Origin of the sequence: Mycobacterium sp. BK086 (genome assembly GCA_004362315.1) — a bacterium.
Taxonomy (GTDB): domain Bacteria; phylum Actinomycetota; class Actinomycetes; order Mycobacteriales; family Mycobacteriaceae; genus Mycobacterium.
Map to the genome: position 1 here is coordinate 148,821 of SNWL01000007.1, position 22,390 is coordinate 171,210.

Below are 22,390 nucleotides of genomic sequence, written 5' to 3' on the forward strand. Positions count from 1 at the left end.
CTGCCACGATGGGGTCATGGCTTTGACTCCTCGGCAGCGCGTCGTCAACCTCATCCAGCGCCACATCGCCAACCCGGTGATGCGCGCGGTCCCCATTCAGACTCTGCTGGAGACGACCGGGCGTAAATCGGGCCAACCACGCCGCACCCCGATCGGGGGACGGCTGGCCGGCAACGAGTTCTGGCTGGTCTCGGAGTTCGGCGACCGATCGCAGTACGTCCGCAACATCGAGGCCGACCCGCGAGTGCGGGTCCGCGTTCGTGGGCGCTGGCACAGCGGCACGGCCACCCTGCTACCCGACGACGATGCGCGGGCCAGGCTGGCCGTCCTTCCGCGGATGAACAGCGCCGCGGTACGCGCGATGGGAGACAACTTGCTCACCATCCGCGTCGATTTGGATTAGTGCGCGCTGCAGTCCAGTGACACCGAGATCGTCTGGCTGGTCACAACCGGCACCAGGATCGTGCGGTCGCCGTTGCGGCCTGGACCCGTGTACGGCACCCACTGGGTGAGGGTCTGGGGATTGCGCACGTTGGTGACCACGCACTTCGACATCGGACCGGTGCCGATGCGGTCGATGTTGACGGTGTAGCCCTGCTGCTGCAGCTGGCTGATCGTGCTTTGTGCGGAATCGGCCCACGCTGTCGCGGCCGGGCCCGCGATGATGCCGCCGACTGCCGCCATCGCGGCAAGTGCCAATGCGGTACGCATACCGCGCCTCCTCGTTTCCGCCCCCAATATTCCTCCAATTACATCGTCCTTGCCGCGCGAAACGTTCCGCGACCGGGGGACCTTTTCGCTGGCAGAGAAATCAGCACGGCGGCCCGAGCGAATTGCCTTCTGCCTGGGGTTGTTTAGCCCCGAAATCGTCGGGAACCCGTAGTCCGGGCGGGTGACGCCGCCTTCACAGCAGGATCGACGGGTGCTCACGCGCCGCGTCCTGCACGCACCCACAGCCAGTTGAGGAGGACTCATGGGTAACAGCGGACCCGAAGAAGGCATCAAGGGCGTCGTCGAAGACGTCAAGGGCAAGGCCAAGGAGGCCGTCGGCACTGTCACCGGACGAGACGACCTGACCGAGGAGGGCAAGGCCCAGCAGGACAAGGCCGACGCTCAGCGTGATGCCGCGGCCAAGGAAGCCGAGGCGGACAAGGCTCGCGCCGAGGCCAAGGCCCAAGAGAAGCGCCAAGAGGCGAACCAATAGTGAGCAGCGCGGGACCCGGTCGGTGCACCGACCGGGTCCCTGTGCGAGCTAGCCGCCGCGTGGGGCGTACATGATCAGCGCCACGCCCAGCATGCAGATCAGCGAACCGGTCACATCCCAGCGGTCCGGACGGAAACCGTCGGCCGCCATTCCCCATACCAGTGAGCCCGCCACGAACACGCCGCCGTAGGCCGCCAGGATCCGGCCGAAATGCGCGTCGGGCTGCAGCGTGGCCACGAAACCATAAGCACCCAAAGCGATTACGCCGAACCCGGCCCACAGCCAGCCGCGGTGTTCGCGAACTCCCTGCCACACCAGCCAGGCGCCGCCGATCTCCAGAAGTGCCGCGGCGACGAACAACGCGATCGATTTGAGCACAACCATCGCCGAACAGTAGCGAAGAACACAGTGTGCCAGTCGGTTCTGCGGTGAACCCCCACTCGATGACAACGACAGCGCCGTCGCGCAGCCGCGTCCGGCTCAGCCATCAGGTGCTGCGCCTCGAGGACGGGCACCGCGTCAGCGTCTGGACCGGTGGTCACGGAGTACCACTGGTATTCCTGCACGGCTACGGGCTCAACGGTCGCGCGTATCTTCGTCTGCTGAGCCGGCTGGGTGGGCTCGGTTTCACCGTGATCGCGGTGGATGCCGCCGGCCACGGCCGCACCCCGACTCTTCCCGCGGCGACCACCCTCGAAGACCGGGTGGATCTGACGCTGCGCGCCCTTGATGTGCTCGGAATCGACAAGGCCGTGTTCCTCGGCCATTCGATGGGTGGGCGGATGATCGTCGACCTCGCGGCGCGGGCACCCGAGCGGGTGCTCGCCGCGGTGCTGCTGAATGCGGCCGCCGGCGCGCCGTTCGACGAGTCGATCGCTCCCGGTCGTCGCTCGCCACGGGCGATCGCGGCCCGTCTGGTCGCCGCGGCCGTCGACGCCCAGGGTGACCCAAGGGGACTTTCTACTGCTGAGCTGGTCGGCTATGCGCGGCTGATGACGGGGCGTGCTCACCCGAAATGCCCGCGCGCCGCTGGGATTGACCAGGGCGCTGCGTGCGCTCCTCGGTTCCGGCGACTTCGCCGCCAAGCTCGCCACGATGCGCGACCACGCGGTGCCGACGATCGTCGTGCACGGTGAGAGGGACGGTGTGGTGCCGTTCGACAACGCCTACGACATGGCTGAGCGGGCCGACGCGTCGTTGTATTGCGTGCCCGGCGCGCACCATTCCTGGATGCTGGCCCATCCTCGCCAGGCCGCCGACATGATGCGCCAGCTGCTCAGGGCCGAGCTCGGCCATGCGCTGGCCGCGGTGAACCGGCGCACCGATGCCGACGAGCTCGGATCCGACGAGACCGATCCTGTCGAGCTCGAGCTGCTCCGGTCGCCGACACCGCGCCGCCACGCGCACCGTCGCCGTTTCACTCTTCGGTGGTTGCGTTTGACCGGGTAAGCCATCTTCGGCCTGCGACGTTGCCCGCCACGATAGATTCGGGCGCATGCAGTGCACCATGCAGTCCTTTCCGCTGACTGTCGCCGCGATCCTGCGTTACGCCGTCACCGTCCACGGCGACCGGACGGTGACCACCGCAACCGGCGACGGATACCGGCACGCCACCTACCGAGAGGTCGGCCAGCAGGCCGGCCGCCTGGCCAACGCATTGCGCCGCCTCGGCGTAGAAGGCGACGATCGCGTCGCCACGTTCATGTGGAACAACCAGGAGCACCTGGAGGCCTACGTCGCGGTGCCGTCGATGGGGGCGGTGCTGCACACGCTGAACATCCGGCTGTTCCCCGAGCAGATCGAATTCGTCGCCTATGAGGCCGAGGACCAGGTGGTGATCGCCGACCTCTCATTGGCCCCGATCCTGGCCCCGGTGCTGCCGAAGATGGAGACCGTGCACACCGTGATCGCGGTGGGCTCAGGAGATCTGGGCCCGCTGGAAGCGTCGGGTAAGCGGGTCGTGCGCTACGACGAGGTGACTGCCGCCGAATCGTGCGAATTCGACTGGCCCGAGATCGACGAAAACTCAGCTGCGGCAATGTGTTACACCAGCGGCACCACCGGCCACCCGAAGGGGGTGGTGTACAGCCATCGGTCCAGCTACCTGCACTCGATGTCGGTGTGCAGTGGCAACGGTATGGGACTGAGCTTCTCGGACAAGGCCTTTCCGATCGTGCCGATGTTCCATGCCAATGCCTGGGGGCTGCCGTACGCGGCGCTGATGGCTGGCGCCGACATCGTGCTGCCCGACCGCTTCATGGACGCCAAGTCGCTGGTGGATCTGATCGAGACACAGCGGCCCACGGTGGCCGGCGCGGTGCCGACGATCTGGAACGACGTGATGAATCACCTCGATCGCAATCCCGGCCATGACATTTCGTCGTTGCGGCTGGTGGCGTGCGGCGGTTCGGCGGTGCCGGTGTCGTTGATGAAGACGTTCGAAGAGCAGTACGGCGTGCAGATCCGCCAGCTGTGGGGGATGACCGAGACCTCGCCGATGGCGACCCTGGCATGGCCGGCGCCGAACACGCCCGAGGACAAGATCTGGGAGATCCGCGGCACGCAGGGCCGGCCGATGTGCGGGGTGGAGGCCCGCATCGTCGACGACGGCGGCGAGGTACTGCCCAACGACGGTGACGCGGTGGGGGAGTTGGAGGTTCGCGGGCCGTGGATCACGGGCTCCTACTATCGCAATACCGACGAGTCGAAGTTCCAGTCCGGCTGGTTGCGCACTGGTGACGTGGGCCGCATCGATCCGCAGGGCTACATCACACTGACCGACCGCGCCAAGGACGTCATCAAGTCCGGTGGCGAATGGATCTCGTCGGTGGAACTGGAGAACCACTTGATCGCCCACCCCGCGGTGCGGGAAGCCGCCGTGGTCGGCGTACCCGACGAGCGCTGGCAGGAACGACCGCTTGCTGCCGTCGTGCTCCAGGAAGGTGCCGAGGTATCGCCGGAGGAGCTACGGAACTTCTTGTCCGACAAGGTTGTCCGGTGGTGGTTGCCGGAACGGTGGACGTTCATCGACGAGATCCCACGCACCAGCGTCGGTAAGTATGACAAGAAGACCATCCGGGCCCGGCACGCCGACGACGTCTACGACGTCACGCACCTGAAGTAGCGCTGCGCGCGATTGCGCGCATCGCGAGTCGTTCTCTGGGGCTGGTCGCTCCCCAAATGCCGTGCTGTTCATCAATTTCCATGGCATAGGACAGGCAGCGCTGCCGCACGGCGCAGGACCGGCAAATCCGTTTGGCCGCGTCTTCGTGATCCATCCGCCGGGCGCCCTTCTCGGTGGAGGCGACGAAAAAGATCTCAAGCGGTAGCCCGCGGCATCGGGCCCGCAGGCGCCACTCGGGGTCCGAGTACGCCATTCACGCCCGGCCGTAGCGCCGTCGGAACTTCTCGACTTGCCCGGCCGCGTCCATGATCCGGCGCTCACCGGTCCAGAACGGGTGCGAATCCGAGCTGACTTCCACCACGACGAGCGGGTAGGTGCGCATGCCCTCGGCCGTCTGGATATCGATGGTGCGGGACGTGGTGGCGGTGGACCGGGTCAGGAACGTCTTGCCGGTGGTTGCGTCTTGGAAGACAACCGGACGGTAGTCGGGGTGGATACCGGGCTTCATCGGTTCTCTCCGTAGTTGGTTGTGGACGTGGGTGATTCGGTGTGCGAGGCGCCATCGGCGCACGGTTCTTCATGCCAGTCACCGAACGGGTCGGGGTAGTCGGGCCAACAGTGGGGATGGTTCATCTCGTCATCGGTCAGCAGTGCGCTTTCCAAGGCTTCCTGGATCTGGATATGCTCGGCTCCGCAGACCAGGATCACCAGCGACGTTCGGCGATCGCCGTGCTGGTCGTCCCACGCCAGTCCGGCCAATGCGCGGCGTTCCGGTTCGACGTAGACGATCTCTGAATCACTCATCGCGGCAAGCCATTTCCCGGCGACGCTCGTCCGCAGACCGCCACCGGCGGACTCCAGATACATCACCTGTTCGGGCTGATTGGCCAGCCAGACACGGCCGCGGGTGCGCACCACACCGGTCAGCAGGACGTCGAGTGCATCATGAAAGCGCTGCGGATGAAACGGGCGGGCTGCCGCGAATTCGATGATGGCGACCTCGCCGTCGACGGCCAGTGGCGGTTCGCCCGCCAACAGCGGTCCGAGCGGATCGGTGCTTCGACCGCGTCGGGCGTCGCGGTCCAGATTCGCGAGCGCCTCCTCGACATGTTCGGGCAGTTGCACGATCCACGCCCGGGGAGCGAGCCGGCGCAGCACGGCCACGCCTGCGCGATCCACCCGTGGGGCCAGGACGACATCGGCGAACTCGGTCTGCCCGACAACGACCTGGGCCACGGTGCGCCCGTCATCCAGCTCGTCTTCGCTCAACGTCTGCGCAAGCCAGCTCGAGGAATCCAGACAGGTGATGACACCGGTGATTTCGACATCGCGCGCCGCCGGGCCGTCGACGTAGCCAAGACCCAGGCGGGTGCGGACGTGGTTGATGGCCCAGCAGATCGGCTCGGGCTCGAGCCACGGCGCGAGGTGCACGACGATCCGGTCCACGTCGGTGCGACGGTGCAGCCTGCGCAATAGAAACAGCAGATCGTTGCGGACCGTGCACGCAACGCAGCCGTGCTCCAACTCGATGAGGCAGTCGGCGGTGACGGGGACGCCGTCCTGCACGCTGGTCACCATGCGGTGCACCACGCGGCCGTCGAACCGGTGATGGACGACCACCGTGCGTTCTTGTCGCAACAGATTTCTGGCGACGGATTCGGTGTCATCTTGGCCCGCGACCAGCAGTACCGGCGTCCGCACCGCACCTCCCATATTGAAAACGATTTCCATTAGTACCCTGCACACGCTACAGTCCGAATCGGCGCTTGTCGAAAATCATTTTCAATAACAGAACGAGACGGAAGGTCCTCGATGTCAGCACGGTGCCAGGTCACCAGCCGCGCACCGGGTTTCGGTAACTCGGTGTCGCACTCGCATCGCCGCACCAAGCGGCGTTGGTCACCCAATATCCAGCTCAAGACGTACTACCTGCCCTCGGAGGGGCGGCGCGTCCGGCTTCGTATCAGCGCCAAGGGCATCAAGATCATCGATCGTGACGGGATCGATGCAGTGGTGGCGCGGCTGCGCCGGGAAGGACAGAAAATCTGATGGCACGCAATGAGATTCGCCCGACCGTGAAGCTTCGGTCGACGGCAGGTACCGGCTACACATACGTGACCAAGAAGAACCGGCGCAACGACCCGGACCGGATCGTGCTGCGAAAATACGACCCGGTGATCCGGCGCCACGTCGAGTTCCGCGAGGAGCGCTGAGGTGGCCAAGCGATCCAAAATCGTCAAGAACGACCAGCGGATAGCCGTCGTGGCCCGCTATGCCGAGCGCCGCGCGGAGCTCAAGCGGATCATCCGCTCGCCGCAGAGTTCAGCCGACGAGAAGATAAGCGCTCAGCAGGAACTGGCGCGTCAACCCAGGGATGCCAGCGCCGTGCGGGTGCGCAACCGCGACGCCGTCGATGGTCGCCCGCGCGGGCATCTGCGTAAGTTCGGGCTGTCGCGGGTGCGGATGCGGGAGCTGGCTCACCAAGGCCAGCTCCCCGGAGTGCGGAAGGCGAGTTGGTGAAGGCCAAGAATCGCAATCGCGGCCCAGCGCCGGACGCGGCCAAGCCCCGGCGCAACATGCTCACCGGTCTGGGGCTGAGCGAAGTCGACTACAAAGACACCGCGACCTTGCGGGTGTTCATCTCCGAACGCGGAAAGATCCGATCGCGCAGGGTTACTGGGCTCACGGTGGGCCAGCAGCGCCAAGTCGCGACCGCCATCAAGAACGCCAGGGAGATGGCGCTCTTGCCGTATCCCGCATGACCACACCGTTCACCGTCGTCGTATGCACGGGTTGCGATGCGGGCACGTCAGCGTTGGACGCGCTGCGGGCAGTGGTCCGCGAGTGCCCGGGCGGGATGCTGGTGTCCACGCCCTGTCTCCTCGGACCGCAGGGATGTCAGGCTCGCAACGGCGGCGCGATTGCGATGCTCCAACCGTGTTGGCCCGACCGCTCGCCGGTCGGTCCTGCTCGCTTGATCGACGTCAGCGCTCTGCGCGCTGATAGGCGGTGACAACCGCCGCCCCGCCCAGCCCGATGTTGTGCTGCAGTGCGGCACTGACGTTGTCCACCTGGCGCTTGTCGGCGGTGCCGCGCAGCTGCCAGGTCAGCTCGGCGCACTGCGCCAGGCCGGTCGCGCCGAGCGGATGGCCCTTGGAGATCAGGCCGCCTGAGGGGTTGACCACCCAGCGCCCGCCATAGGTCGTGTCGTCTTTGTCGATCAGCGCCGGCGCTTCACCGGGACCGCACAGGCCGAGGGCTTCGTACAGCAGCAGCTCGTTGGCCGAGAAGCAGTCGTGGAGTTCGATGACCTGGAAGTCCTCGGGGCCGAGCCCGGACTGGTCGTAAACCTGTTGTGCAGCCTGAACATTCATGTCATAGCCGATGATATTGGCCGCGCTGCCGTCGAAGGTCGAGGCGAAGTCGGTGGTCATCGCCTGCCCGACGATCTCGACAGCCTGCCCGGCCAGGCCGTGCTTGTCGACGAACTCCTCGCTGACCACGATCGCCGCACCCGAACCATCCGACGTCGGCGAGCACTGCAGCTTGGTCAGCGGATCGGAGATCATCTTGGCGCCCAGGATGTCATCGAGGGTGTACTCGTCCTGGAATTGTGCGTACGGGTTGTTCACCGAATGCTTGTGGTTCTTGTAACCGATCTTCGCGAAATGCTCCGCGGTGGTGCCGTACTTCTTCATGTGTTCGCGGCCGGCCGCACCGAACATCCACGGCGCCACCGGAAACGCCATCGGATCGGTCTCGTTGAGCGCGACGATGTGGCGCATCAGCGGGGACTCGCGGTCCTCGGCGCCGCCGCCCAGCGAACCGGGCTGCATCTTCTCGAAGCCGAGCGCGATCGTGCAGTCGGCGAGTCCGCCGCGGATGGCCTGCGCGGCCAGGTACAGCGCGGTCGATCCCGTCGAACAGTTGTTGTTCACGTTCACGATCGGGATGCCCGTCATGCCGAGCTCGTAGAGCGCACGCTGCCCGGAGGTGGAGTCACCTGAGCAGTAGCCGACGTAGCCCTGCTGCACTTGCGAGTAGTCGATGCCGGCGTCGGCCAATGCCTTGTTGCCGGATTCGTTGGCCATCTGCGGGTAGTCCCAGCCTTCGCGGCGACCCGGCTTTTCGAACTTGGTCATCCCCACCCCGACGACGAACACGCGATTCTTGGCGCTGGCCATGTCCTGATTCCTTCCGTCCACGCTGACGATCCGGCTAGTGTAGACCGCCTAGAACCTGTTCTAGTTTCCCACGGAGGTGCAGCAATGGCGTTGCGGGTCGTGCAGTGGGCCACCGGCGGAGTCGGGGTCGCGGCCATCAAGGGTGTGCTCGAACACCCCGAGCTCGAACTGGCCGGCTGCTGGGTGCATTCCGCCGACAAGGCAGGCAAGGACGTCGGCGAGATCATCGGCACCGAACCGCTGGGAGTGACGGCCACCAACAGTCTCGACGAGATCCTCGCGCTGGACGCCGACGTGGTGATCTACGCTCCGCTGCTGCCCAACCTCGACGAGGTGACCGCGCTCCTGCGGTCGGGAAAGAACGTCGTCAGCCCGATCGGCTGGTTCTACCCCAGTGAATCCGAGGCCGCCCCGCTGGAAGCCGCGGCTCGCGAGGGCAATGTCACCCTGCACGGCGCAGGCATCGGACCGGGTGCGGCCACCGAACTGTTCCCGCTGCTCCTGTCGGTGATGTCCACCGGCGTGACCTACGTGCGCGCCGAGGAGTATTCCGACCTGCGTACCTACGGTGCCCCCGATGTGCTGCGGCACGTGATGGGGTTCGGTGGAACACCGGAGAGCGCACTGACCGGACCGATGCAGAAACTGCTCAATGGCGGCTTCTTCCAATCGGTTCGGCTGATCGTCGACCGCCTGGGGTTCGCCGCCGAACCCAAGATTCGCACCTCCCAGGAAGTCGCGGTGGCGACCGCGCCCATCGACTCGCCGATGGGCGTGATCGAGCCCGGCCAGGTGGCGGGCCGGCGCTTCCACTGGGATGCCGTAGTGACGAACACCGTCGTCGTCCGGATCACCGTCAACTGGCTGATGGGTGAGGAAAACATGGACCCCGCATGGTCTTTCGGCCCGGCGGGGGAGCGCTACGAGATGGAGGTGCGGGGCAACCCGAACACCTTCGTCACCGTCAAGGGCTGGCAGCCGGAGAGTGTCGAGGAAGGGCTGGTGAGCAACCCGGGCGTGGTGGCCACCGCCGCGCACTGTGTCAACTCCATTCCCGCGACGTGCGCTGCCGAGCCGGGTATCGCCACCTTCTTCGACCTGCCGCTCATCACCGGACGCGCAGCGCCGCAGCTGTCGCGCTGACTATCATCGGCGGGATGGCTCATCCCGTCGTCGTCGAGCAGTCCCGCGCGATTCCCGTCGCGGTATCGGATGCGTTCGCCAAAACGCTGCCGATGCCGCTGCCCACGTTGTTCAACCGCTGGTATGGCCCCATCCCGCCGATCAAGGCCGTGCACGACCAGACCGGTGACTGGTCCGCGGCGGGGCAGACCCGCACCGTCGCCTTGGTCGGTGGCGGCGGCATGCGGGAGACACTGACCCGAGTGGATGCCCCACATGTCTTCGGCTACACGCTCACCGATGTCCGCGGCGCGATGTCACCGCTGATCGACCACATCGAAGGAGTCTGGGAATTCAGCCCGCACGGCACTGGAACGAAGGTGACGTGGCAGTGGACGCTGCACCCGAAATCGGCGCTGACCGCTCCATTGTTGCCGGTGTTCGCCAGGATCTGGCGCGGCTACGCGGACAAGGCGCTGGCGACGCTGTCGGATTACCTTCTGCGTTGAGCCCGACGGCATCACGGGCCGCCGACGACACGTGTCGTCGATTGAAATCCACCCGCGAGAGCGGACACCGTTGCGCCCGGGATCAGCGGGATCACCGCGACACCTTCGTCGTTGGTGGTGACAGTGACAGGACCTATCGACACGGTTGCCCCGCGCACCGGTCGAGCCTGCGGATCCTCGGGAATGGTGGCGGTGACCAAGACTCGGCCCCCACCGGCGGGAAACGAGATCGACAACGGCGGCTGAGATCGCGCGGGACAGTTCGCCTGAGTGGGGATGCCGGCGAGCTTCACGCCGTTGATGGCCGACTCCACGCCGCCCAGGTAGTTGCTATCCGGTCCGACGACGACCAATCCACGCAGATAGCCTTTGCGAGCACCAGAGCTCGTCAGATTGGCGCTCCAGGTTGCAGTGAGCGGAGCCAGAACCACCAGGACGGTCTCCACGCCGTCCAGGAACGTCACGCCATCGTCAGAGTAATGGGCGTATGAGACCGAAAACCGGCCCGATGCGTACGCGCCGAAATACGACAGCAGGGCGGTCCCCGAGTACTTCCCCTTCAACAGCCGCACCGGCCGAATGCGGCCCATCAGGGGGTTGAAGTCCTTGACCGGAACCGACCATTGCGCGATCTTCGCCGGATCCTGGTGTATTGGCGTTTGGGGCACCGTTGGTGTGCGGGCGGGAAACTTGAGAATACTTATCCGCGTTTGCTTTCCACTGCCGCCCGGGCCGGGCTGTTCGTTGACAAGCGCTCGGGTGGAATCGTCGAACCAGCTCCAGCCGCGGATGGTCCAAGCCGGGTCGATCACGATCGGCTGGCCCGAGTATCCGTCCTCCTGCTGACCGATCGCCGTGTTCATCAGCCAGGGCTCGTTCATGCATCGTCGGTTGTTCCAGAGACTTACCCGCCCAATCTGACCGAAGCTGGCGCTGTCGATCAGCGCGGGGCGGACCAACTGCGTGAAGACCGTCATCCGATTCAGCCCGCGTGCCGAACTGAAGTAAGTGGTTCTGCCGTCAGGCGCGATTTCGCCTGCCTCGTTGTAGTCGAGGTCGCTGGTCAACGGGCGCCGATTGCCCGTGGCTGTGTCGAGCAGCCAGATGTCGTAATTCAGTCCGGTGCTGGTGGTCTGGTACTTCAGGGTTCGTCCGCCATCGTTCCAACTGGCGCCTTCGTAAAAGTGTGCGGCGTTCGCGAGATCCGCGGCGAAGTCGGTCTTCTTCACCCAAGACGGGTTGAAGATGCGTTGATCGGTGAGTACGTACTGGTCGCCGTTGAGAGTGAGTCGCGCGATGCTCATCCTGGTTCCCTCAATGGGATTGACTTCGTTCCAGGTGACGTACTCGCCGTACCAGTCTGGTTTGGCTTCCCGGTTCTGACCGGTCAACAGGCTACCGCCGGCCGGAAACTGCACTTTCTTACTCGTCTTGGTCTGGCAGTCGTAGATCGAGGGGGCGCACTCCAGAATCTGGTAGTCGATATGGCCGGCTCCGCCGCCCTGTTGACCGGAGGTGTTGGCAAACCACACTCGCTTGCTGTCACCCATCGCCTTGATTTTCGTGGCGTTGGTTGCCATGCCGCACGAGATGCATTGGTAGTTACCACCATTGAGATCAGTGGTCGCGATCTGCGAGCTGCCCGATATCATGACCTCGACCACGAGATGCTGGTCGTCGGGTGCGATGTCGGCAGAGTCGACGGTCACGCCCGGCGGAACGGAGAAGCTCAGCACCCGTTCGACTTCGAAGGGCTCGAGCGAGGGGGATGGGTCCGCCGACGCGACGATTGGCGGGCTCATCACGACGGCCGCGACGGTCGTTGTCATGACGAGCAGGATCGACAGCAGCCTGCGCCGGACTGAACCGTGAAGCATCAAGAGGTCTCGCCTTCCGATCCAGGGTTCGCTCCCCGAAACCTGCTGTTCCAGTTGAAGAGTCGTTGCGCTCGCACTGGCCGTATCAGTTTGCGGACAGCGCGCATCAGCGGCGACGCGTGCGGCATCGGCTGTCCCATCGAAGCCGCGACCGCGGCCGCCTGGCCGAAATCGTTGTCGCCATTCGGTGATACTCCCCAGAGTTCGACGATGGTCAGCACCGGTTCATCGGTGCTCGGGCCGATGAGCCTCGATGGCCCGACGACTTCGGTTCTTGGTGCCGGCATTGGAAGTCCCCAGATCTGCTCGACAGACGCGATGACGATCAGCACGAACGTGGCGATGACAGGGCGGAAACCACAGGTCATACCGCCGTCGCTGCCCGCCATCACACCGCTCCGTCCGAATCAATTGCATGCATAGTAGAACGTAACTATGTCACGCCGACGAGCAGGCGCGCCGTAATAGCCTCTGGAGCTGCTATTTACGGGGACTATTTACCTACGGATGGGCAGGTAGTACGTGAACAGGGGGTGTGGGTGTTGTTGCGTTAAGGCTCCAGCACCGCTGCCGGTCCGCGCTGCATCAGCTGGCGGCCGATGATGATGCGCTGAATCTCGCTGGCGCCCTCCCAGATTCGCTCGACGCGCAGCTCGCGGAACATCCGCTCGGCGACGTTCTCGCGCATGTAGCCGCGCCCCCCGAAGACCTGGACGGCCCGATCGGCGACCCGGCCGGCCATCTCCGAGCAGTACAGCTTGGCCATCGACGCCTGCCCGTGCAGCGCCTTGCGATCCAGCCCGGCATCGATCCCGCGGGCCACTTCGTAGAGCAGGCTGCGTGCGGCGAACAGCTCGGTGGCGCTGTCGGCAAGCATGCCTGCCACCAGTTGATGCTCACCGAGTGGTTTGCCGTCGACGATGCGTTCGGATGCGAAGGCGGTCATCTCGTCGACCAGGCGCTGGGCGGCTCCCACGCAACGGGAGGCCACCATGATCCGCTCGAAGCGGAACCAGTCCTGGGTGAACTGCATGCCCTCGCCTTCGGCGCCGACCAGGTGGCTGGCCGGCACCCGCACGTCGGTGAACGACACGATCGGATGCTCGTCGGGAATGTTGTGCGAATAGTGCGGCGTTCGCACCACCTCCACCCCGGGCCACGGCAGGTCCACCACCAACAGCACGTGGTCGCCTTCGTGCGGCCCGCCCACCAGCACTGCCTGGACGAAGACGTACTCGGCCAGGTTGAACGACGTGACGTGCCACTTGATCCCGTTGATGACGTACTCGTCGCCCTCGAGGCGCGCCGTGGTCTCCAGTGCCGATACGTCCGACCCGGCGAATTCCTCGGTGATGGCGTAGGCCTCGTGCTTCTCACCCCGCACCGCGGGCAGCAGCCAGCGCTGCTTCTGGTAGTCGGTGGCCACCTCGGCCCACCACTGCGGCGGGGTGTGCATCACCCAGGCGATCCCGTTGGTGCACCGGCCGACCTGTTCCTGCACCAGAACCTGTTGCAGCGCAGTGAATCCCGGACCGCCCACGGAGGCGGGCATGTTGGTCGCGTACAGGCCCAGCTCGATGGTCTTGGCGTGGTGTTCGGCGGTCAGCTCTTTGGGCAGCTGGCCGCCCGCCATTTCAGCCTCGGCTTCGTAGGGGATCAGGGTGTCGACGAACTCGCGCGCGGTCTCGCGGATCCGTAGGTCTTCGGCTGTCAACCCGTACATTCGCGGTGCTCTCTGCTCGCTGGAAGCTATTGACTGAGCGTTCAGTCTATGCCACGGTCTTGAGGTATGACCAGCAGTCGCAATGCGGACGTCGTGGTCGTCGGAGGCGGAACAGTCGGGGCGTGGACGGCGGTCCAGCTAGCCGAACGCGGGGCCGGCCGCGTCGTGCTGCTCGAAGCCCAGACGCTGGGCGACGGCGCCAGTAGCCGTGCCGCGGGCATGGTCCGCGCGCAAGGTGGGACCGAGACCGCCATCCGCCTCGGCCTGCGCAGCCAGGAGTTCTACAGCGCCAGCGGGGACCGCTATCCGCTCGATTGCGGCTTCGTTGCGCAGGGCTATCTGATGCCGTGTTTCACGGATTTCGAGGTGCAGCAGGCGCGCGAGCGAATCGCGCTGCAGCACAGCCTCGGCCTGTCGGTCGAATGGTTGTCGGGCTCCGATATCGACGGCCGCAATACAGGTTTGGCTCCGGGCGTGACGGCCGGCGGCTCGTACGCGCCGGGCGACGGGTACATCAATGCGCCGCGCAATGTGCTGGCCTACACCGCCGCGCTGACCGCGCACGGGGTCGATGTCCGAGAACGGTGTGCCTTCACGGGGCTGCGAGTGGCGCAGGGCAGGGTGATCGGTGTCGACACCGCCGACGGTCCAATCGACACCAATCTGGTGGTGCTCACCGGTGGCCCGATGCTGGGTGAGGTCGGCGTGACGGCCGGTGGCCGGATCCCGGCAGGCGGTACCCGACACCAGGTCGTGGTCACCGAACCGCTGCGTGACGCGAACATCGACGAACTGCCGATGGTCTTCGATGTCAGTGAGGGAATCTATTGGCGGCCAGGCGAATACGGCGGCGTGCTGTGGGGGATGAGCAACCCTGACGAACAACCGGGCGAGGCAAGAGAGTTCGACTGGACCTACTACCAGAAGGCGCTGGCCCGTATCGAATCGCTGTTCCCGCCGGTGCGCGGGCTGGGGCTTCGGCGCACCTGGGCGGCGACGATCGACTACACGAACGATCATCTGCCGATCCTCGGTCCGCTGCTCACCGACGACGGTCCGGTCGATGGCACCGTGGTGGCCTGCGCGGCCGGGCACGGGATGATGTGGGGTCCCGCGGTGGCCGAGGCGGCCGCCGACGTCACGCTCACCGGCCAATGTGACTGGCTCGACCTGACCGATCTCGGGCTGGACCGCTTCGACGCCGACGGAAACAGTCGGTTGGAGCCCGAGCCGATTTCTCTTCCGTTCCCCGAACACGCTTGATGCGAAAGGTTTTGGTGCTATGACCGCTGCAGTTCTGACCGCCGTCCTGGCCAATGCGGCCGATGCCGAACTCGAGGACTGGGGTCCGCTGGAGGAGGCCACCGGCGATCCGATGGCCACGCACGGGCTCGAGGTCTGGGTCGACGGCGACAAGTCGGGCGGCATCTGGCAATGTGCCCCAGGCCCGTCACGTTGGACGCTTGACACGAACGAAGTGATCTACGTGGTGTCCGGGCGGATGACCGTCACCCCCGATGGCGGTGAGCCCAGTGAGGTCGGTGCCGGCGACCTCGCAGTCTTCCCGCTGGGCTGGACCGGCACCTGGGTGATCCACGAGACCCTGCGCAAGGCCTACGCGATCTTCTAGCGCGGGATCACCAAGGCGTCGACGGCCACCACCCCATTGGGTGTCGCGATCACGGGGTTGGCCTCGACGGCGTCGAGGTGATCGCCGAGTTCGACTGCCAATTGCGAGAATCCGACGATGGTGTCGGCCAATGCGTCCATATTCACCGGCGGGGCGCCGCGCCAGCCGGCCAGTAGCGGCGCGGTGCGCAACGACCGCAGCAGTGCCACGGCCGCCTCGTGAGTCACCGGCGCGCAGGCGACCGCGCGATCGGCCAGCAGCTCCACCAGCGTGCCGCCCGCGGCCACCACGATGAGCGGGCCGAAGTTGTCGTCACGCACCACGCCCAGCGAGATCTCCACACCCGCAGGGGCCATCGCGTCGACGCTGACATCAGGCCCCAATCGCGCGGCCAGCTCCTCATAGGCCACCCACAGCGACTCGCGGTCACTGATGCCGAGAACCACCCCGCCGACGTCGCTCTTGTGCTCGCTACCAAGAGTTTTGAGTGCGACGGGATAACCGACATTCGCCGCGGCAGCGAGTGCCTCGGCGGCGTCGTGGGCGGTACGCGACTGGGTGACCGGGATGCCGTAGTCGGCGAGCAGCGCGAACGCGGTGGGGGAGTCCCAGCCGGGTTCGGCCAGCCGGGCCGTCCAGCGCTGTGCACGCTCGCTGTCGATCTCGGGGGCCGCCACCGAGACCGGTTGCGGCCAGCGCGCGAGGTGCCCCAGGGCCGCGATACCGCTGCGGGTGCCTTCGAGGACCGGAATACCGTTATCGCGCAGTCGCTTTGCCGTCGGCGGGTCGATGGCCGACGGTACCGATGCCAGCACCGCCAGTGGGGCATCGCTGCCGGCCGCGATGTCCAGGACGGCGTCAGCGTAGGCGGTGTCGTCGTCGAATTCGGTGACCAGGTCGACGGCCAGTGCGGTCACCGCGACGCCGGGGTCGTCGACGATCGCGCGCAGACAGCCGCCGAACAGCTCGCGGGTGTCGGCACCGGTGCCCCAGACGTCGAGCGGGTTGGCAGGGGACAGGCCGTCGTCGAGCAGCTCGCCGATCGCGGCCAGCGTCGGGGCGGCCAATTCGGCGAAGTCCACGGCGAGGTCGTGGGCGATGTCGGCGCACAGCGCTCGTTCGGCCCCGGAGTCGTGCACCGTGGCGATCCCGTGTGATCCGGGCGTGCGGCGCCTACCCGCCTCGAAAAGTTCGATGGTATCCGCAAATTCGGCCATGTCGGAGACCCGGACAGCGCCGGTCTCGGCACGGAATGCCTCCCAGCCCGCGGCATCGCCGGCCAGCGCGCCGGAGTGCGCGGCGACCATCGCGCGTCCGCGGGGTGAGTGGCCGACCGGCAGGAGCACCACCGGGATGTCGCGCTGCGCGGCACGGCGCAGCCCGGCCCGCAGCCGGCCCACCGATCGCGGGGTCTCCAGCAGCAGCGCGATCAACGAGGTGCCCGGGTCGTCGACGATGTAGTCGACGTAGTCGGCAGTGTCGGTGACCAGTTCCTGGCCCGACGAGACCGCCAGCCGGAATCCGAACCCCCGCCGCGCCCGCAGGATGGTCGAGAACGCCGACCCCGAATGTGTCACGAGGGAAACCCCGCCCGGCGGTAGCGGATCGGGTTCGAGGTAGCCGAGCGCGCGCAGTCCGGTGGCGTTGTTGACGAATCCCATGCAGCCCGCGCCGCACACCGCCATCCCGGCCTCGGTCGCGGTCTCCGCGACGGCCTGCCGCAACGCGGTACCGTGCGCAGAGCCGAAGATCACCGCGGACCGAGCACCCACTGCCGCAGCGGCTTTCAGCTCGTCGACCAATGCGGCATCGGGTACGCCGAGCAGCACCAGATCGACCGGCTGATCGAGCGCGGCGAGCGATGGTGCGCAGGCGAGCCCGTCGATGATGTCGTAGCGCGGGTTGACCAGATGCATGCGCGCAGAGCTACGGCGCGCCTCGATGATCATCCGCTCGCCGAAGCTTCCCGGTTTTGGGCTGGCCCCGACGAGTGCCACCGAGCGGGCCCCCAGCATGGCGGCGACGGCCGCCCGGCGGCTGTCGGTCATCGCCTGCGGAAACGCTTCTTCTTGGTGTCTGCCAGCGCGGCTCGCGCTGCCTGCCAGCCGGGAATGCCGCAGACGCCGCCGCCGGCGTGGGTGCCTGAACTTCCGTTGTAGAGCCCCGCGATCGGCGTTCGGTAGTCGGCGTAGCCCGGTGCGGGCCGCATGTGGAACAGCTGCTCCAGCGAGAGTTCGCCGTGGAAGATATTGCCGCCGATGAGGCCGTACTCCTGCTCCATCTCGTGTGGCCCGACGATGTCGCGATGCAGGATGGAGGATTTGAATCCTGGAGCGACCTGGTCGTAGAGGTCGATCAGACGGTCGGCGTAGGCGTCCAGTTCTTCGGTGTGCGGGGCGTCGGCCCAAGCCGCGGGCACCCACTGGGTGAACAGCGACATGATGTGCGTGCCATCGGGATTCAGGGTCTTGTCCAGGGTGGTGGGGATGACGCCGTCACTGAACGGCATCAGCGCGGGCCTACCGACCCGGGCGTCCTGGAACGCGGCCTCGATGTACTCCATCGTCGGCGCCATCTCGACCGAACCGGTGTGATGCTCGGCCTGCCCGTCGCTGGGATCGGCGGTGAAATTCGGCAGCTCGCCCAGGGCGAGGTTGATCTTGACGACACCGCTGCGGGTCTTGAAGTGCTCGATGTCGGAAACGAACTCCGCAGGCAGTTCGCCCCGCGGAATATGGTCCAGGAAGGCGATTTTCGGGTGCAGTGTGGTGACGACCAGCGGGGCACGCAGCTCGTCGCCGTTCTCCAGGACCACGCCTTCGACGCGCCCGCCCCGCACCAGCATCCTCGACACCCGGGCTTTGGTCCGTATCTCGGCACCGAAGCTGCGCGCCGAGCGCGCGATGGCTTCCGAGACCGCGCCCATGCCGCCCTCGGGGTAGCCCCAGCTGCCGAGCTGGCCGTCGCCGACGTCGCCGATGGAGTGATGGGCCATCACGTAGGCGGTGCCCGGCTCGTAGGGTCCGGCCCAGGTGCCGATGACGCCGTTGACGGCGAGTGCCCCTTTGATTTGCGGTGATTCGAACCAGTCGTCGAGCAGGTCGGCGATGCTCATGGTGAGCAGCCGGGTGACGTCACCCATCATCCGGGTGGTCATGCCCCGCTGGCTCCAGCCCAGCTTCGCGAGCTCGAAGAGATCGGCGGGCTTGTGCGATCCGATGTTCGGCGGCACCTGGGTCAGCAGCGGACCCATGACATCGGCGATGCCCTCCAGCCAGGCGTTCCACTTGGGCCAGGTGTCGGCGTCCTTCTTCGAGAACTTGGCCAGCTGTTCATGGGTGCGGGCCGGGTCGTCCTCGTAGATGGTCAGCGAGCCGCCCTCGGGAAATGCCTGGTAGTAGGGGCCCATCGGGTGAACCTTGTAGCCGTGACGCTCGAGGCTGAGATCCCGCACGATCGTCGGCGGCATCAGACTCATCACGTACGACAGCCGCGTGACCCGAAGATGCGGTGCGTCCTCCCATGGCGCTTCTGTGGTGGCCGCCCCGCCCAGCGCACCCCGTGACTCCAGGACGACGGTTTTGGCGCCCGAGCGTGCGAGATAGGCGGCCGAGACCAGTCCGTTGTGTCCGCCGCCGATGACGATGGCGTCGTAGGTGTTCGACATGGCGCTCCACTTTCGTCAGCCCGAACGGGCATCTTTGACTGACTGTTCAATCTAACCAAGTGTTAGGCTTTCAACAAGTGCCAGCGCAGGCACGGCTGAAGGGGAGTACGACACGATGGCAGATCCGGCACCGGCGACCGAGAACAACGAGGCGCGGCGCATCCAGATGTTGCGCGCCGCAGCTGAGCTCATTTGCGAGCGCGGCTTTTCCGAGACGCGGATCTCCGATGTCGCCAAGCGGGCCGGCGTCAGCTCGGCGTTGGTGATCTATTACTTCGGTACCCGCGATCGGTTGCTCGTGGACGCCCTGCGCTACTCCGAGGAATCGTTCTACGAGGCGGCCGAACAGATGCTGGCCGAAGTGCCGTCCTTGCGCGACCGGCTCTCGCTGCTGATCCAATGGACCTGCGTTCCTGAGGGGACCAACGAGATCCCCGGCGCCTGGGGTCTGTGGTTTGACCTGTGGGCGCAGGCCTTCCGGCACGACGAGGTCAAGGCGGGCCGAGTGGAGCTCGACGCGCGCTGGCGGCGGATGATCGTCGACGCGGTGGAATCGGCCGAGCTGGAATCCGACGTGGACGCGCGGATCTTCGCCCTGGAGTTCTCCGCTCTGCTCGACGGTCTGTCGATTCAGGTCGCCCTGGAGGATCCGGAGGTCGACTCGAAGGTGGCCTACGACATCGCGATGCGCTTCGCCGAGCGGGAACTGGATCTGCCGCGGGAGAAGCGCCGTCCGGTGTCGGCCGGCCGGGGCAGGCGCTCCCGCTAAGCCGGGTTGGCGACGAGTTCCACCGCAGGATCGGTGACGACGGTAGCGGCGCTTCGCGCAAGCACCCGCACCGCGTCCTGCGTGCACACACACGTCACCGCCATCCCGGCGGCGTAGGCCACCGAGCCGGGCCCGGACTGATTGGGGACGTCGACGACGAGCGCGGTGGGCTCGCCGACGTTGACGTGAACCTGAGTCGAGGCCCCGTGATAGACCACCTGCGCCACGGTGCCGTTGATCGCGTTGTGCCCCGGGGAGACCGGGTCGTCGGGGGACTGAATCGTGATGCGTTCGGGGCGGATGACGATGGCGGCGGGGCCGGGCTGGCATGAGGTGTCCACCGCGGCGCCCAGCCGGGTCGCGAGTGCTGAACACAACGCCGATCCGTCGTCATTCTGCAGCACGTCGGCGTCGAAAATATTTGCCGCACCGAGGAATCCGGCCACATAGGTGGTCGCCGGAGCGGAGTAGATCTCCTGTGGCGGACCGACCTGCTCGACGCGCCCTTCGGCCAGCACCGCGATCTGGTCGCTCATCGTCAGCGCCTCGTCCTGGTCGTGGGTCACGTAGACGAACGTGATCTCGACTTCGCGCTGCACCGCTCGTAACTCCAGCTGAAGTTGCCTGCGCAGCTTGGCATCCAGTGCGCCGAGCGGCTCGTCGAGCAGCAACACCCGCGGCTGCAAGACCAGTGCTCGGGCCAGTGCCACCCGCTGCTGCTGACCGCCGGACAGCTGGGTGGGCTTGCGCTTGGCGTACCCGCTCATCCGGACCAGATCCAGTGCTTCGCCCACGCGGCGCTTGGTCTCGTCCTTGGACGTCTTCTGGTACTTCAAACCGAAGGCGACGTTGTCCCAGACCGTCATGAACGGGAACAGTGCGTAAGTCTGGAACACGGTGTTGACCGGACGCTTGTGCGGCGGATCCTGCGCGACGTCACGGCCGTCGAGTTCGATGCGCCCCGAATCCGGCTTCTCGAATCCGGCGATCATCCGCAGCGTGGTGGTCTTACCACACCCGGAGGCGCCCAGAAGCGAATAGAACTGTCCCGCCGGAATATCCAGATCGATACCCGTCACGGCGGGAACTCCGTCGAACGCCTTCGCCAGCTGGTGCAGGCGGATCGCGCCGCCGGTCACCGGCGGCCCTCCGCACAGCAGGCGGTCAGGCCGCCACCGCCGAAGCGAGCCGGGCGAAGTTCGCGGCGAAGCGGTCTACGTCGGCCTCGTCGTGCTGAACAGATAGCAGCCATTGCTCCACCTTGCCCCAAGGCGGCAGGAAGACACCGCCGTTGTGCTGCATGAGCCAGTGCAGATGGCCCAACCGGTCGTCGATCTGGAGAAAGTCGCGGAAATCGTGGACCGGCTCGCGTTTGAACGTCACACAACCCTTGGCCCCGACACTCACCACGTGCCAACCGTAACCGTGTTCGGTCACCGTCGCTTCCAAAGCGCCGCGAAGTCGCTGAGCCAGGGCCTCCATGCGCGTGTAGGCGGCCGGCGTGAGAACCTCGGCCAGGGTGGCTCTGGTGGCCGCCATCGCCAACGGGTTCCCATTGAAGGTGCCGACCTGTTCGTAACTGCCGTCGGCGATCGCCGACATGACGGCGGTACTGCCGCCGATCGCCGCGACCGAGATACCGCCACCCAAAGCCTTTGCCAGACAGACGATGTCGGGAGTCACGCCCGACATCGCGGTGATGCCGCCGGGCCCGGTGGTGAAGCCGGTCTTGACCTCGTCGTAGATCAGCAGGGCGCCCTCGGCGTGCACCAGGTCGCGGATCGTGGCCAGGTAGCCGTCGTCGGGCGGAATGATGCCGGCGTTCATCATGACCGGCTCGACGATCATCGCCGCCACCTGTCCGCGGTGCTCGGCCAGCGCCCGGGCGACCGCCTCGGGATCGTTGAACGGCACCACCACAACCAGATCTCGGATCGCCTGAGGAATACCGCTGTTGCCGGGCACGCCGATCGGATGATCGCGCGGGCCGACCTGATCGGCCTCCGGCAGCACCGAGACCTCCACCGAGTCGTGATGGCCGTGGTAGCAGCCCTCGACCTTGATGATGAGGTCCCGCCCGGTCACCGAGCGGGCCAGGTGCACGGCGTCCATCGTGGCCTCGGTCCCGGAATTGGCGAAGCGCCACAACGGCAGATCGAACCGGCGGGCCAACTCTCCGGAGATCCAGATCGCGTCCTCGGTCGGCTGGGCGAAATGGGTACCGCGGCGGACCTGCCTGCTGACGGCGTCGACGATCGCGGGATGGGCGTGCCCGGCGATGGATGCGCCGTAGCCGCCGTGCATGTCGACGTACTCGGTGCCGTCGACGTCGTAGACCTTGGAACCCGCACCGTGGCTCATCCAGACCGCCTGCGGTTGGGCGATCTGCCAGTTCGACGTCGCCCCGCCCGCGAGGTGTTCGCGTGCGCGACTGATCATTTCGGTGCTGCGCGGCTGGCGCGCCAGGAACACCTTCTCCTCATCGGCGATCAATTGGTCGACCGCGTCGTGAACCGGGCTCTCGATAATCGGCGAAGCCACGGGGAAACCTTCCACTCGATTGCTGTGCGGACCTGCGAAG

At 66.3% G+C, this 22,390-nt stretch carries 27 protein-coding genes; 14 read left to right on the forward strand and 13 right to left on the reverse strand.

Annotated features, from left to right (window positions below; translation table 11 throughout):
- Positions 1 to 16: 16 nt before the first annotated feature.
- Entirely contained in the window at positions 17 to 403 is a 387-nt protein-coding gene (locus tag EV580_RS24400) for a nitroreductase/quinone reductase family protein (RefSeq protein WP_133694390.1), read from the forward strand.
- On the opposite strand, the gene EV580_RS24405 is transcribed toward EV580_RS24400, so the two are convergent.
- Complete coding sequence (locus EV580_RS24405) at positions 400 to 711, reverse strand: hypothetical protein (protein WP_133694392.1); 312 nt, start codon at positions 709 to 711, stop codon at positions 400 to 402. The genes EV580_RS24400 and EV580_RS24405 overlap by 4 nt on opposite strands.
- A 262-nt stretch (positions 712 to 973) precedes the next feature.
- Between EV580_RS24405 and mbp1 the strand changes: the two genes are divergently transcribed.
- On the forward strand, positions 974 to 1,204 hold the full coding sequence (gene mbp1, locus EV580_RS24410; RefSeq protein WP_133694394.1) for a microaggregate-binding protein 1: 231 nt from the start codon (positions 974 to 976) through the stop codon (positions 1,202 to 1,204).
- A 48-nt stretch (positions 1,205 to 1,252) separates the two neighbouring features.
- Here the strand turns inward: mbp1 and EV580_RS24415 are convergent, their stop codons facing one another.
- On the reverse strand, positions 1,253 to 1,588 hold the full coding sequence (locus tag EV580_RS24415) for a YnfA family protein (RefSeq protein ID WP_133694395.1): 336 nt from the start codon (positions 1,586 to 1,588) through the stop codon (positions 1,253 to 1,255).
- Between the two features lie 59 nt (positions 1,589 to 1,647).
- Between EV580_RS24415 and EV580_RS24420 the strand changes: the two genes are divergently transcribed.
- The 3 genes from EV580_RS24420 to EV580_RS24425 are packed head-to-tail and all read left to right on the forward strand — an operon-like array spanning position 1,648 to position 4,328.
- Positions 1,648 to 2,340, forward strand: coding sequence for an alpha/beta fold hydrolase (locus tag EV580_RS24420; RefSeq protein WP_286171843.1), 693 nt, complete (start codon positions 1,648 to 1,650; stop codon positions 2,338 to 2,340).
- Complete coding sequence (locus EV580_RS34340) at positions 2,300 to 2,653, forward strand: alpha/beta fold hydrolase (protein WP_286171844.1); 354 nt, start codon at positions 2,300 to 2,302, stop codon at positions 2,651 to 2,653. The genes EV580_RS24420 and EV580_RS34340 overlap by 41 nt, the downstream gene beginning before the upstream one ends.
- A gap of 46 nt (positions 2,654 to 2,699) precedes the next feature.
- Positions 2,700 to 4,328: a long-chain fatty acid--CoA ligase gene (locus EV580_RS24425; protein WP_133694397.1), complete on the forward strand. Its 1,629-nt coding sequence runs from the start codon at positions 2,700 to 2,702 to the stop codon at positions 4,326 to 4,328.
- Here the strand turns inward: EV580_RS24425 and EV580_RS24430 are convergent.
- From EV580_RS24430 to mrf, 3 genes are read right to left on the reverse strand one after another with little or no spacing between them, the layout of a single operon-like run.
- The gene (locus EV580_RS24430) at positions 4,312 to 4,581 is read right to left on the reverse strand and encodes a WhiB family transcriptional regulator (protein WP_133694399.1); all 270 of its coding nucleotides are present in this window, start codon (positions 4,579 to 4,581) and stop codon (positions 4,312 to 4,314) included. The genes EV580_RS24425 and EV580_RS24430 overlap by 17 nt on opposite strands.
- Entirely contained in the window at positions 4,582 to 4,836 is a 255-nt protein-coding gene (locus EV580_RS24435; protein ID WP_133694400.1) for a type B 50S ribosomal protein L31, read from the reverse strand.
- Complete coding sequence (gene mrf, locus EV580_RS24440) at positions 4,833 to 6,029, reverse strand: ribosome hibernation factor-recruiting GTPase MRF (RefSeq protein WP_133694402.1); 1,197 nt, start codon at positions 6,027 to 6,029, stop codon at positions 4,833 to 4,835. The genes EV580_RS24435 and mrf overlap by 4 nt, the downstream gene beginning before the upstream one ends.
- A 111-nt stretch (positions 6,030 to 6,140) precedes the next feature.
- Between mrf and rpmB the strand changes: the two genes are divergently transcribed.
- Genes rpmB through rpsR form a run of 4 tightly spaced genes read left to right on the forward strand, consistent with a single transcriptional unit; the run spans position 6,141 to position 7,090 of the window.
- A complete protein-coding gene (gene rpmB / locus EV580_RS24445; RefSeq protein WP_133694404.1) occupies positions 6,141 to 6,377 on the forward strand; it encodes a 50S ribosomal protein L28 in 237 nt (78 codons plus the stop codon).
- Positions 6,377 to 6,541: a 50S ribosomal protein L33 gene (gene rpmG / locus EV580_RS24450; protein WP_102808864.1), complete on the forward strand. Its 165-nt coding sequence runs from the start codon at positions 6,377 to 6,379 to the stop codon at positions 6,539 to 6,541. Before rpmB ends, rpmG begins: the two co-directional genes overlap by 1 nt.
- A 1-nt stretch (position 6,542) precedes the next feature.
- Complete coding sequence (gene rpsN, locus EV580_RS24455; RefSeq protein WP_133694406.1) at positions 6,543 to 6,848, forward strand: 30S ribosomal protein S14; 306 nt, start codon at positions 6,543 to 6,545, stop codon at positions 6,846 to 6,848.
- The gene (gene rpsR, locus EV580_RS24460; RefSeq protein WP_166654875.1) at positions 6,842 to 7,090 is read left to right on the forward strand and encodes a 30S ribosomal protein S18; all 249 of its coding nucleotides are present in this window, start codon (positions 6,842 to 6,844) and stop codon (positions 7,088 to 7,090) included. Before rpsN ends, rpsR begins: the two co-directional genes overlap by 7 nt.
- 222 nt (positions 7,091 to 7,312) lie before the next feature.
- On the opposite strand, the gene EV580_RS24465 is transcribed toward rpsR, so the two are convergent.
- Positions 7,313 to 8,512 carry a lipid-transfer protein gene (locus EV580_RS24465; protein ID WP_133694409.1) on the reverse strand — a complete coding sequence of 400 codons (1,200 nt, stop codon included), beginning with the start codon at positions 8,510 to 8,512 and terminating at the stop codon, positions 7,313 to 7,315.
- Between the two features lie 84 nt (positions 8,513 to 8,596).
- Between EV580_RS24465 and EV580_RS24470 the strand changes: the two genes are divergently transcribed.
- Positions 8,597 to 9,655 carry an NAD(P)H-dependent amine dehydrogenase family protein gene (locus tag EV580_RS24470; RefSeq protein ID WP_133694411.1) on the forward strand — a complete coding sequence of 353 codons (1,059 nt, stop codon included), beginning with the start codon at positions 8,597 to 8,599 and terminating at the stop codon, positions 9,653 to 9,655.
- 14 nt (positions 9,656 to 9,669) lie between these two features.
- Positions 9,670 to 10,143: an SRPBCC family protein gene (locus tag EV580_RS24475; protein ID WP_133694413.1), complete on the forward strand. Its 474-nt coding sequence runs from the start codon at positions 9,670 to 9,672 to the stop codon at positions 10,141 to 10,143.
- An 11-nt stretch (positions 10,144 to 10,154) separates the two neighbouring features.
- Here the strand turns inward: EV580_RS24475 and EV580_RS24480 are convergent, their stop codons facing one another.
- From EV580_RS24480 to EV580_RS24490, 3 genes are all read right to left on the reverse strand, one after another.
- The gene (locus EV580_RS24480; protein ID WP_133694414.1) at positions 10,155 to 11,972 is read right to left on the reverse strand and encodes a carboxypeptidase-like regulatory domain-containing protein; all 1,818 of its coding nucleotides are present in this window, start codon (positions 11,970 to 11,972) and stop codon (positions 10,155 to 10,157) included.
- A 47-nt stretch (positions 11,973 to 12,019) separates the two neighbouring features.
- Entirely contained in the window at positions 12,020 to 12,409 is a 390-nt protein-coding gene (locus EV580_RS24485) for a hypothetical protein (RefSeq protein WP_133694416.1), read from the reverse strand.
- A 161-nt stretch (positions 12,410 to 12,570) separates the two neighbouring features.
- A complete protein-coding gene (locus EV580_RS24490; protein WP_133694417.1) occupies positions 12,571 to 13,743 on the reverse strand; it encodes an acyl-CoA dehydrogenase family protein in 1,173 nt (390 codons plus the stop codon).
- Positions 13,744 to 13,809: 66 nt separating this feature from the next.
- On the opposite strand from EV580_RS24490, the gene EV580_RS24495 reads away from it, so the two are divergent.
- Together EV580_RS24495 and EV580_RS24500 are read left to right on the forward strand one after the other, a co-directional pair.
- The gene (locus tag EV580_RS24495; RefSeq protein ID WP_133694419.1) at positions 13,810 to 15,006 is read left to right on the forward strand and encodes an NAD(P)/FAD-dependent oxidoreductase; all 1,197 of its coding nucleotides are present in this window, start codon (positions 13,810 to 13,812) and stop codon (positions 15,004 to 15,006) included.
- A gap of 19 nt (positions 15,007 to 15,025) precedes the next feature.
- A complete protein-coding gene (locus EV580_RS24500) occupies positions 15,026 to 15,373 on the forward strand; it encodes a cupin domain-containing protein (protein ID WP_133694421.1) in 348 nt (115 codons plus the stop codon).
- Here the strand turns inward: EV580_RS24500 and EV580_RS24505 are convergent.
- Both EV580_RS24505 and EV580_RS24510 read right to left on the reverse strand, forming a co-directional pair.
- On the reverse strand, positions 15,370 to 17,421 hold the full coding sequence (locus EV580_RS24505; protein ID WP_133694423.1) for an acetate--CoA ligase family protein: 2,052 nt from the start codon (positions 17,419 to 17,421) through the stop codon (positions 15,370 to 15,372). The genes EV580_RS24500 and EV580_RS24505 overlap by 4 nt on opposite strands.
- Positions 17,418 to 19,040: a phytoene desaturase family protein gene (locus tag EV580_RS24510; RefSeq protein WP_133694424.1), complete on the reverse strand. Its 1,623-nt coding sequence runs from the start codon at positions 19,038 to 19,040 to the stop codon at positions 17,418 to 17,420. Before EV580_RS24510 ends, EV580_RS24505 begins: the two co-directional genes overlap by 4 nt.
- A gap of 115 nt (positions 19,041 to 19,155) precedes the next feature.
- Between EV580_RS24510 and EV580_RS24515 the strand changes: the two genes are divergently transcribed.
- Positions 19,156 to 19,809 (forward strand): TetR/AcrR family transcriptional regulator, encoded by a 654-nt coding sequence (locus tag EV580_RS24515; RefSeq protein ID WP_133694426.1) that lies wholly within the window; start codon positions 19,156 to 19,158, stop codon positions 19,807 to 19,809.
- Here the strand turns inward: EV580_RS24515 and EV580_RS24520 are convergent.
- Together EV580_RS24520 and EV580_RS24525 are read right to left on the reverse strand one after the other, a co-directional pair.
- Entirely contained in the window at positions 19,806 to 20,948 is a 1,143-nt protein-coding gene (locus EV580_RS24520) for an ABC transporter ATP-binding protein (RefSeq protein WP_133694428.1), read from the reverse strand. The genes EV580_RS24515 and EV580_RS24520 overlap by 4 nt on opposite strands.
- 25 nt (positions 20,949 to 20,973) lie before the next feature.
- The gene (locus tag EV580_RS24525) at positions 20,974 to 22,350 is read right to left on the reverse strand and encodes an aspartate aminotransferase family protein (protein ID WP_133694430.1); all 1,377 of its coding nucleotides are present in this window, start codon (positions 22,348 to 22,350) and stop codon (positions 20,974 to 20,976) included.
- Positions 22,351 to 22,390: the final 40 nt, after the last annotated feature.

What these genes read in the sequence shown, in the direction of transcription:
- EV580_RS24400 (WP_133694390.1), top strand. Translation starts at nt 17, where the DNA reads ATGGCTTTGACTCCTCGGCAGCGCGTCGTCAACCTCATCCAGCGCCAC.
- EV580_RS24405 (WP_133694392.1), bottom strand. Translation starts at nt 711, where the DNA reads ATGCGTACCGCATTGGCACTTGCCGCGATGGCGGCAGTCGGCGGCATC.
- mbp1 (WP_133694394.1), top strand. Translation starts at nt 974, where the DNA reads ATGGGTAACAGCGGACCCGAAGAAGGCATCAAGGGCGTCGTCGAAGAC.
- EV580_RS24415 (WP_133694395.1), bottom strand. Translation starts at nt 1,588, where the DNA reads ATGGTTGTGCTCAAATCGATCGCGTTGTTCGTCGCCGCGGCACTTCTG.
- EV580_RS24420 (WP_286171843.1), top strand. Translation starts at nt 1,648, where the DNA reads ATGACAACGACAGCGCCGTCGCGCAGCCGCGTCCGGCTCAGCCATCAG.
- EV580_RS34340 (WP_286171844.1), top strand. Translation starts at nt 2,300, where the DNA reads ATGCGCGACCACGCGGTGCCGACGATCGTCGTGCACGGTGAGAGGGAC.
- EV580_RS24425 (WP_133694397.1), top strand. Translation starts at nt 2,700, where the DNA reads ATGCAGTGCACCATGCAGTCCTTTCCGCTGACTGTCGCCGCGATCCTG.
- EV580_RS24430 (WP_133694399.1), bottom strand. Translation starts at nt 4,581, where the DNA reads ATGGCGTACTCGGACCCCGAGTGGCGCCTGCGGGCCCGATGCCGCGGG.
- EV580_RS24435 (WP_133694400.1), bottom strand. Translation starts at nt 4,836, where the DNA reads ATGAAGCCCGGTATCCACCCCGACTACCGTCCGGTTGTCTTCCAAGAC.
- rpmB (WP_133694404.1), top strand. Translation starts at nt 6,141, where the DNA reads ATGTCAGCACGGTGCCAGGTCACCAGCCGCGCACCGGGTTTCGGTAAC.
- rpmG (WP_102808864.1), top strand. Translation starts at nt 6,377, where the DNA reads ATGGCACGCAATGAGATTCGCCCGACCGTGAAGCTTCGGTCGACGGCA.
- EV580_RS24465 (WP_133694409.1), bottom strand. Translation starts at nt 8,512, where the DNA reads ATGGCCAGCGCCAAGAATCGCGTGTTCGTCGTCGGGGTGGGGATGACC.
- EV580_RS24470 (WP_133694411.1), top strand. Translation starts at nt 8,597, where the DNA reads ATGGCGTTGCGGGTCGTGCAGTGGGCCACCGGCGGAGTCGGGGTCGCG.
- EV580_RS24475 (WP_133694413.1), top strand. Translation starts at nt 9,670, where the DNA reads ATGGCTCATCCCGTCGTCGTCGAGCAGTCCCGCGCGATTCCCGTCGCG.
- EV580_RS24480 (WP_133694414.1), bottom strand. Translation starts at nt 11,972, where the DNA reads ATGACAACGACCGTCGCGGCCGTCGTGATGAGCCCGCCAATCGTCGCG.
- EV580_RS24485 (WP_133694416.1), bottom strand. Translation starts at nt 12,409, where the DNA reads ATGGCGGGCAGCGACGGCGGTATGACCTGTGGTTTCCGCCCTGTCATC.
- EV580_RS24490 (WP_133694417.1), bottom strand. Translation starts at nt 13,743, where the DNA reads ATGTACGGGTTGACAGCCGAAGACCTACGGATCCGCGAGACCGCGCGC.
- EV580_RS24495 (WP_133694419.1), top strand. Translation starts at nt 13,810, where the DNA reads ATGACCAGCAGTCGCAATGCGGACGTCGTGGTCGTCGGAGGCGGAACA.
- EV580_RS24500 (WP_133694421.1), top strand. Translation starts at nt 15,026, where the DNA reads ATGACCGCTGCAGTTCTGACCGCCGTCCTGGCCAATGCGGCCGATGCC.
- EV580_RS24505 (WP_133694423.1), bottom strand. Translation starts at nt 17,421, where the DNA reads ATGACCGACAGCCGCCGGGCGGCCGTCGCCGCCATGCTGGGGGCCCGC.
- EV580_RS24510 (WP_133694424.1), bottom strand. Translation starts at nt 19,040, where the DNA reads ATGTCGAACACCTACGACGCCATCGTCATCGGCGGCGGACACAACGGA.
- EV580_RS24515 (WP_133694426.1), top strand. Translation starts at nt 19,156, where the DNA reads ATGGCAGATCCGGCACCGGCGACCGAGAACAACGAGGCGCGGCGCATC.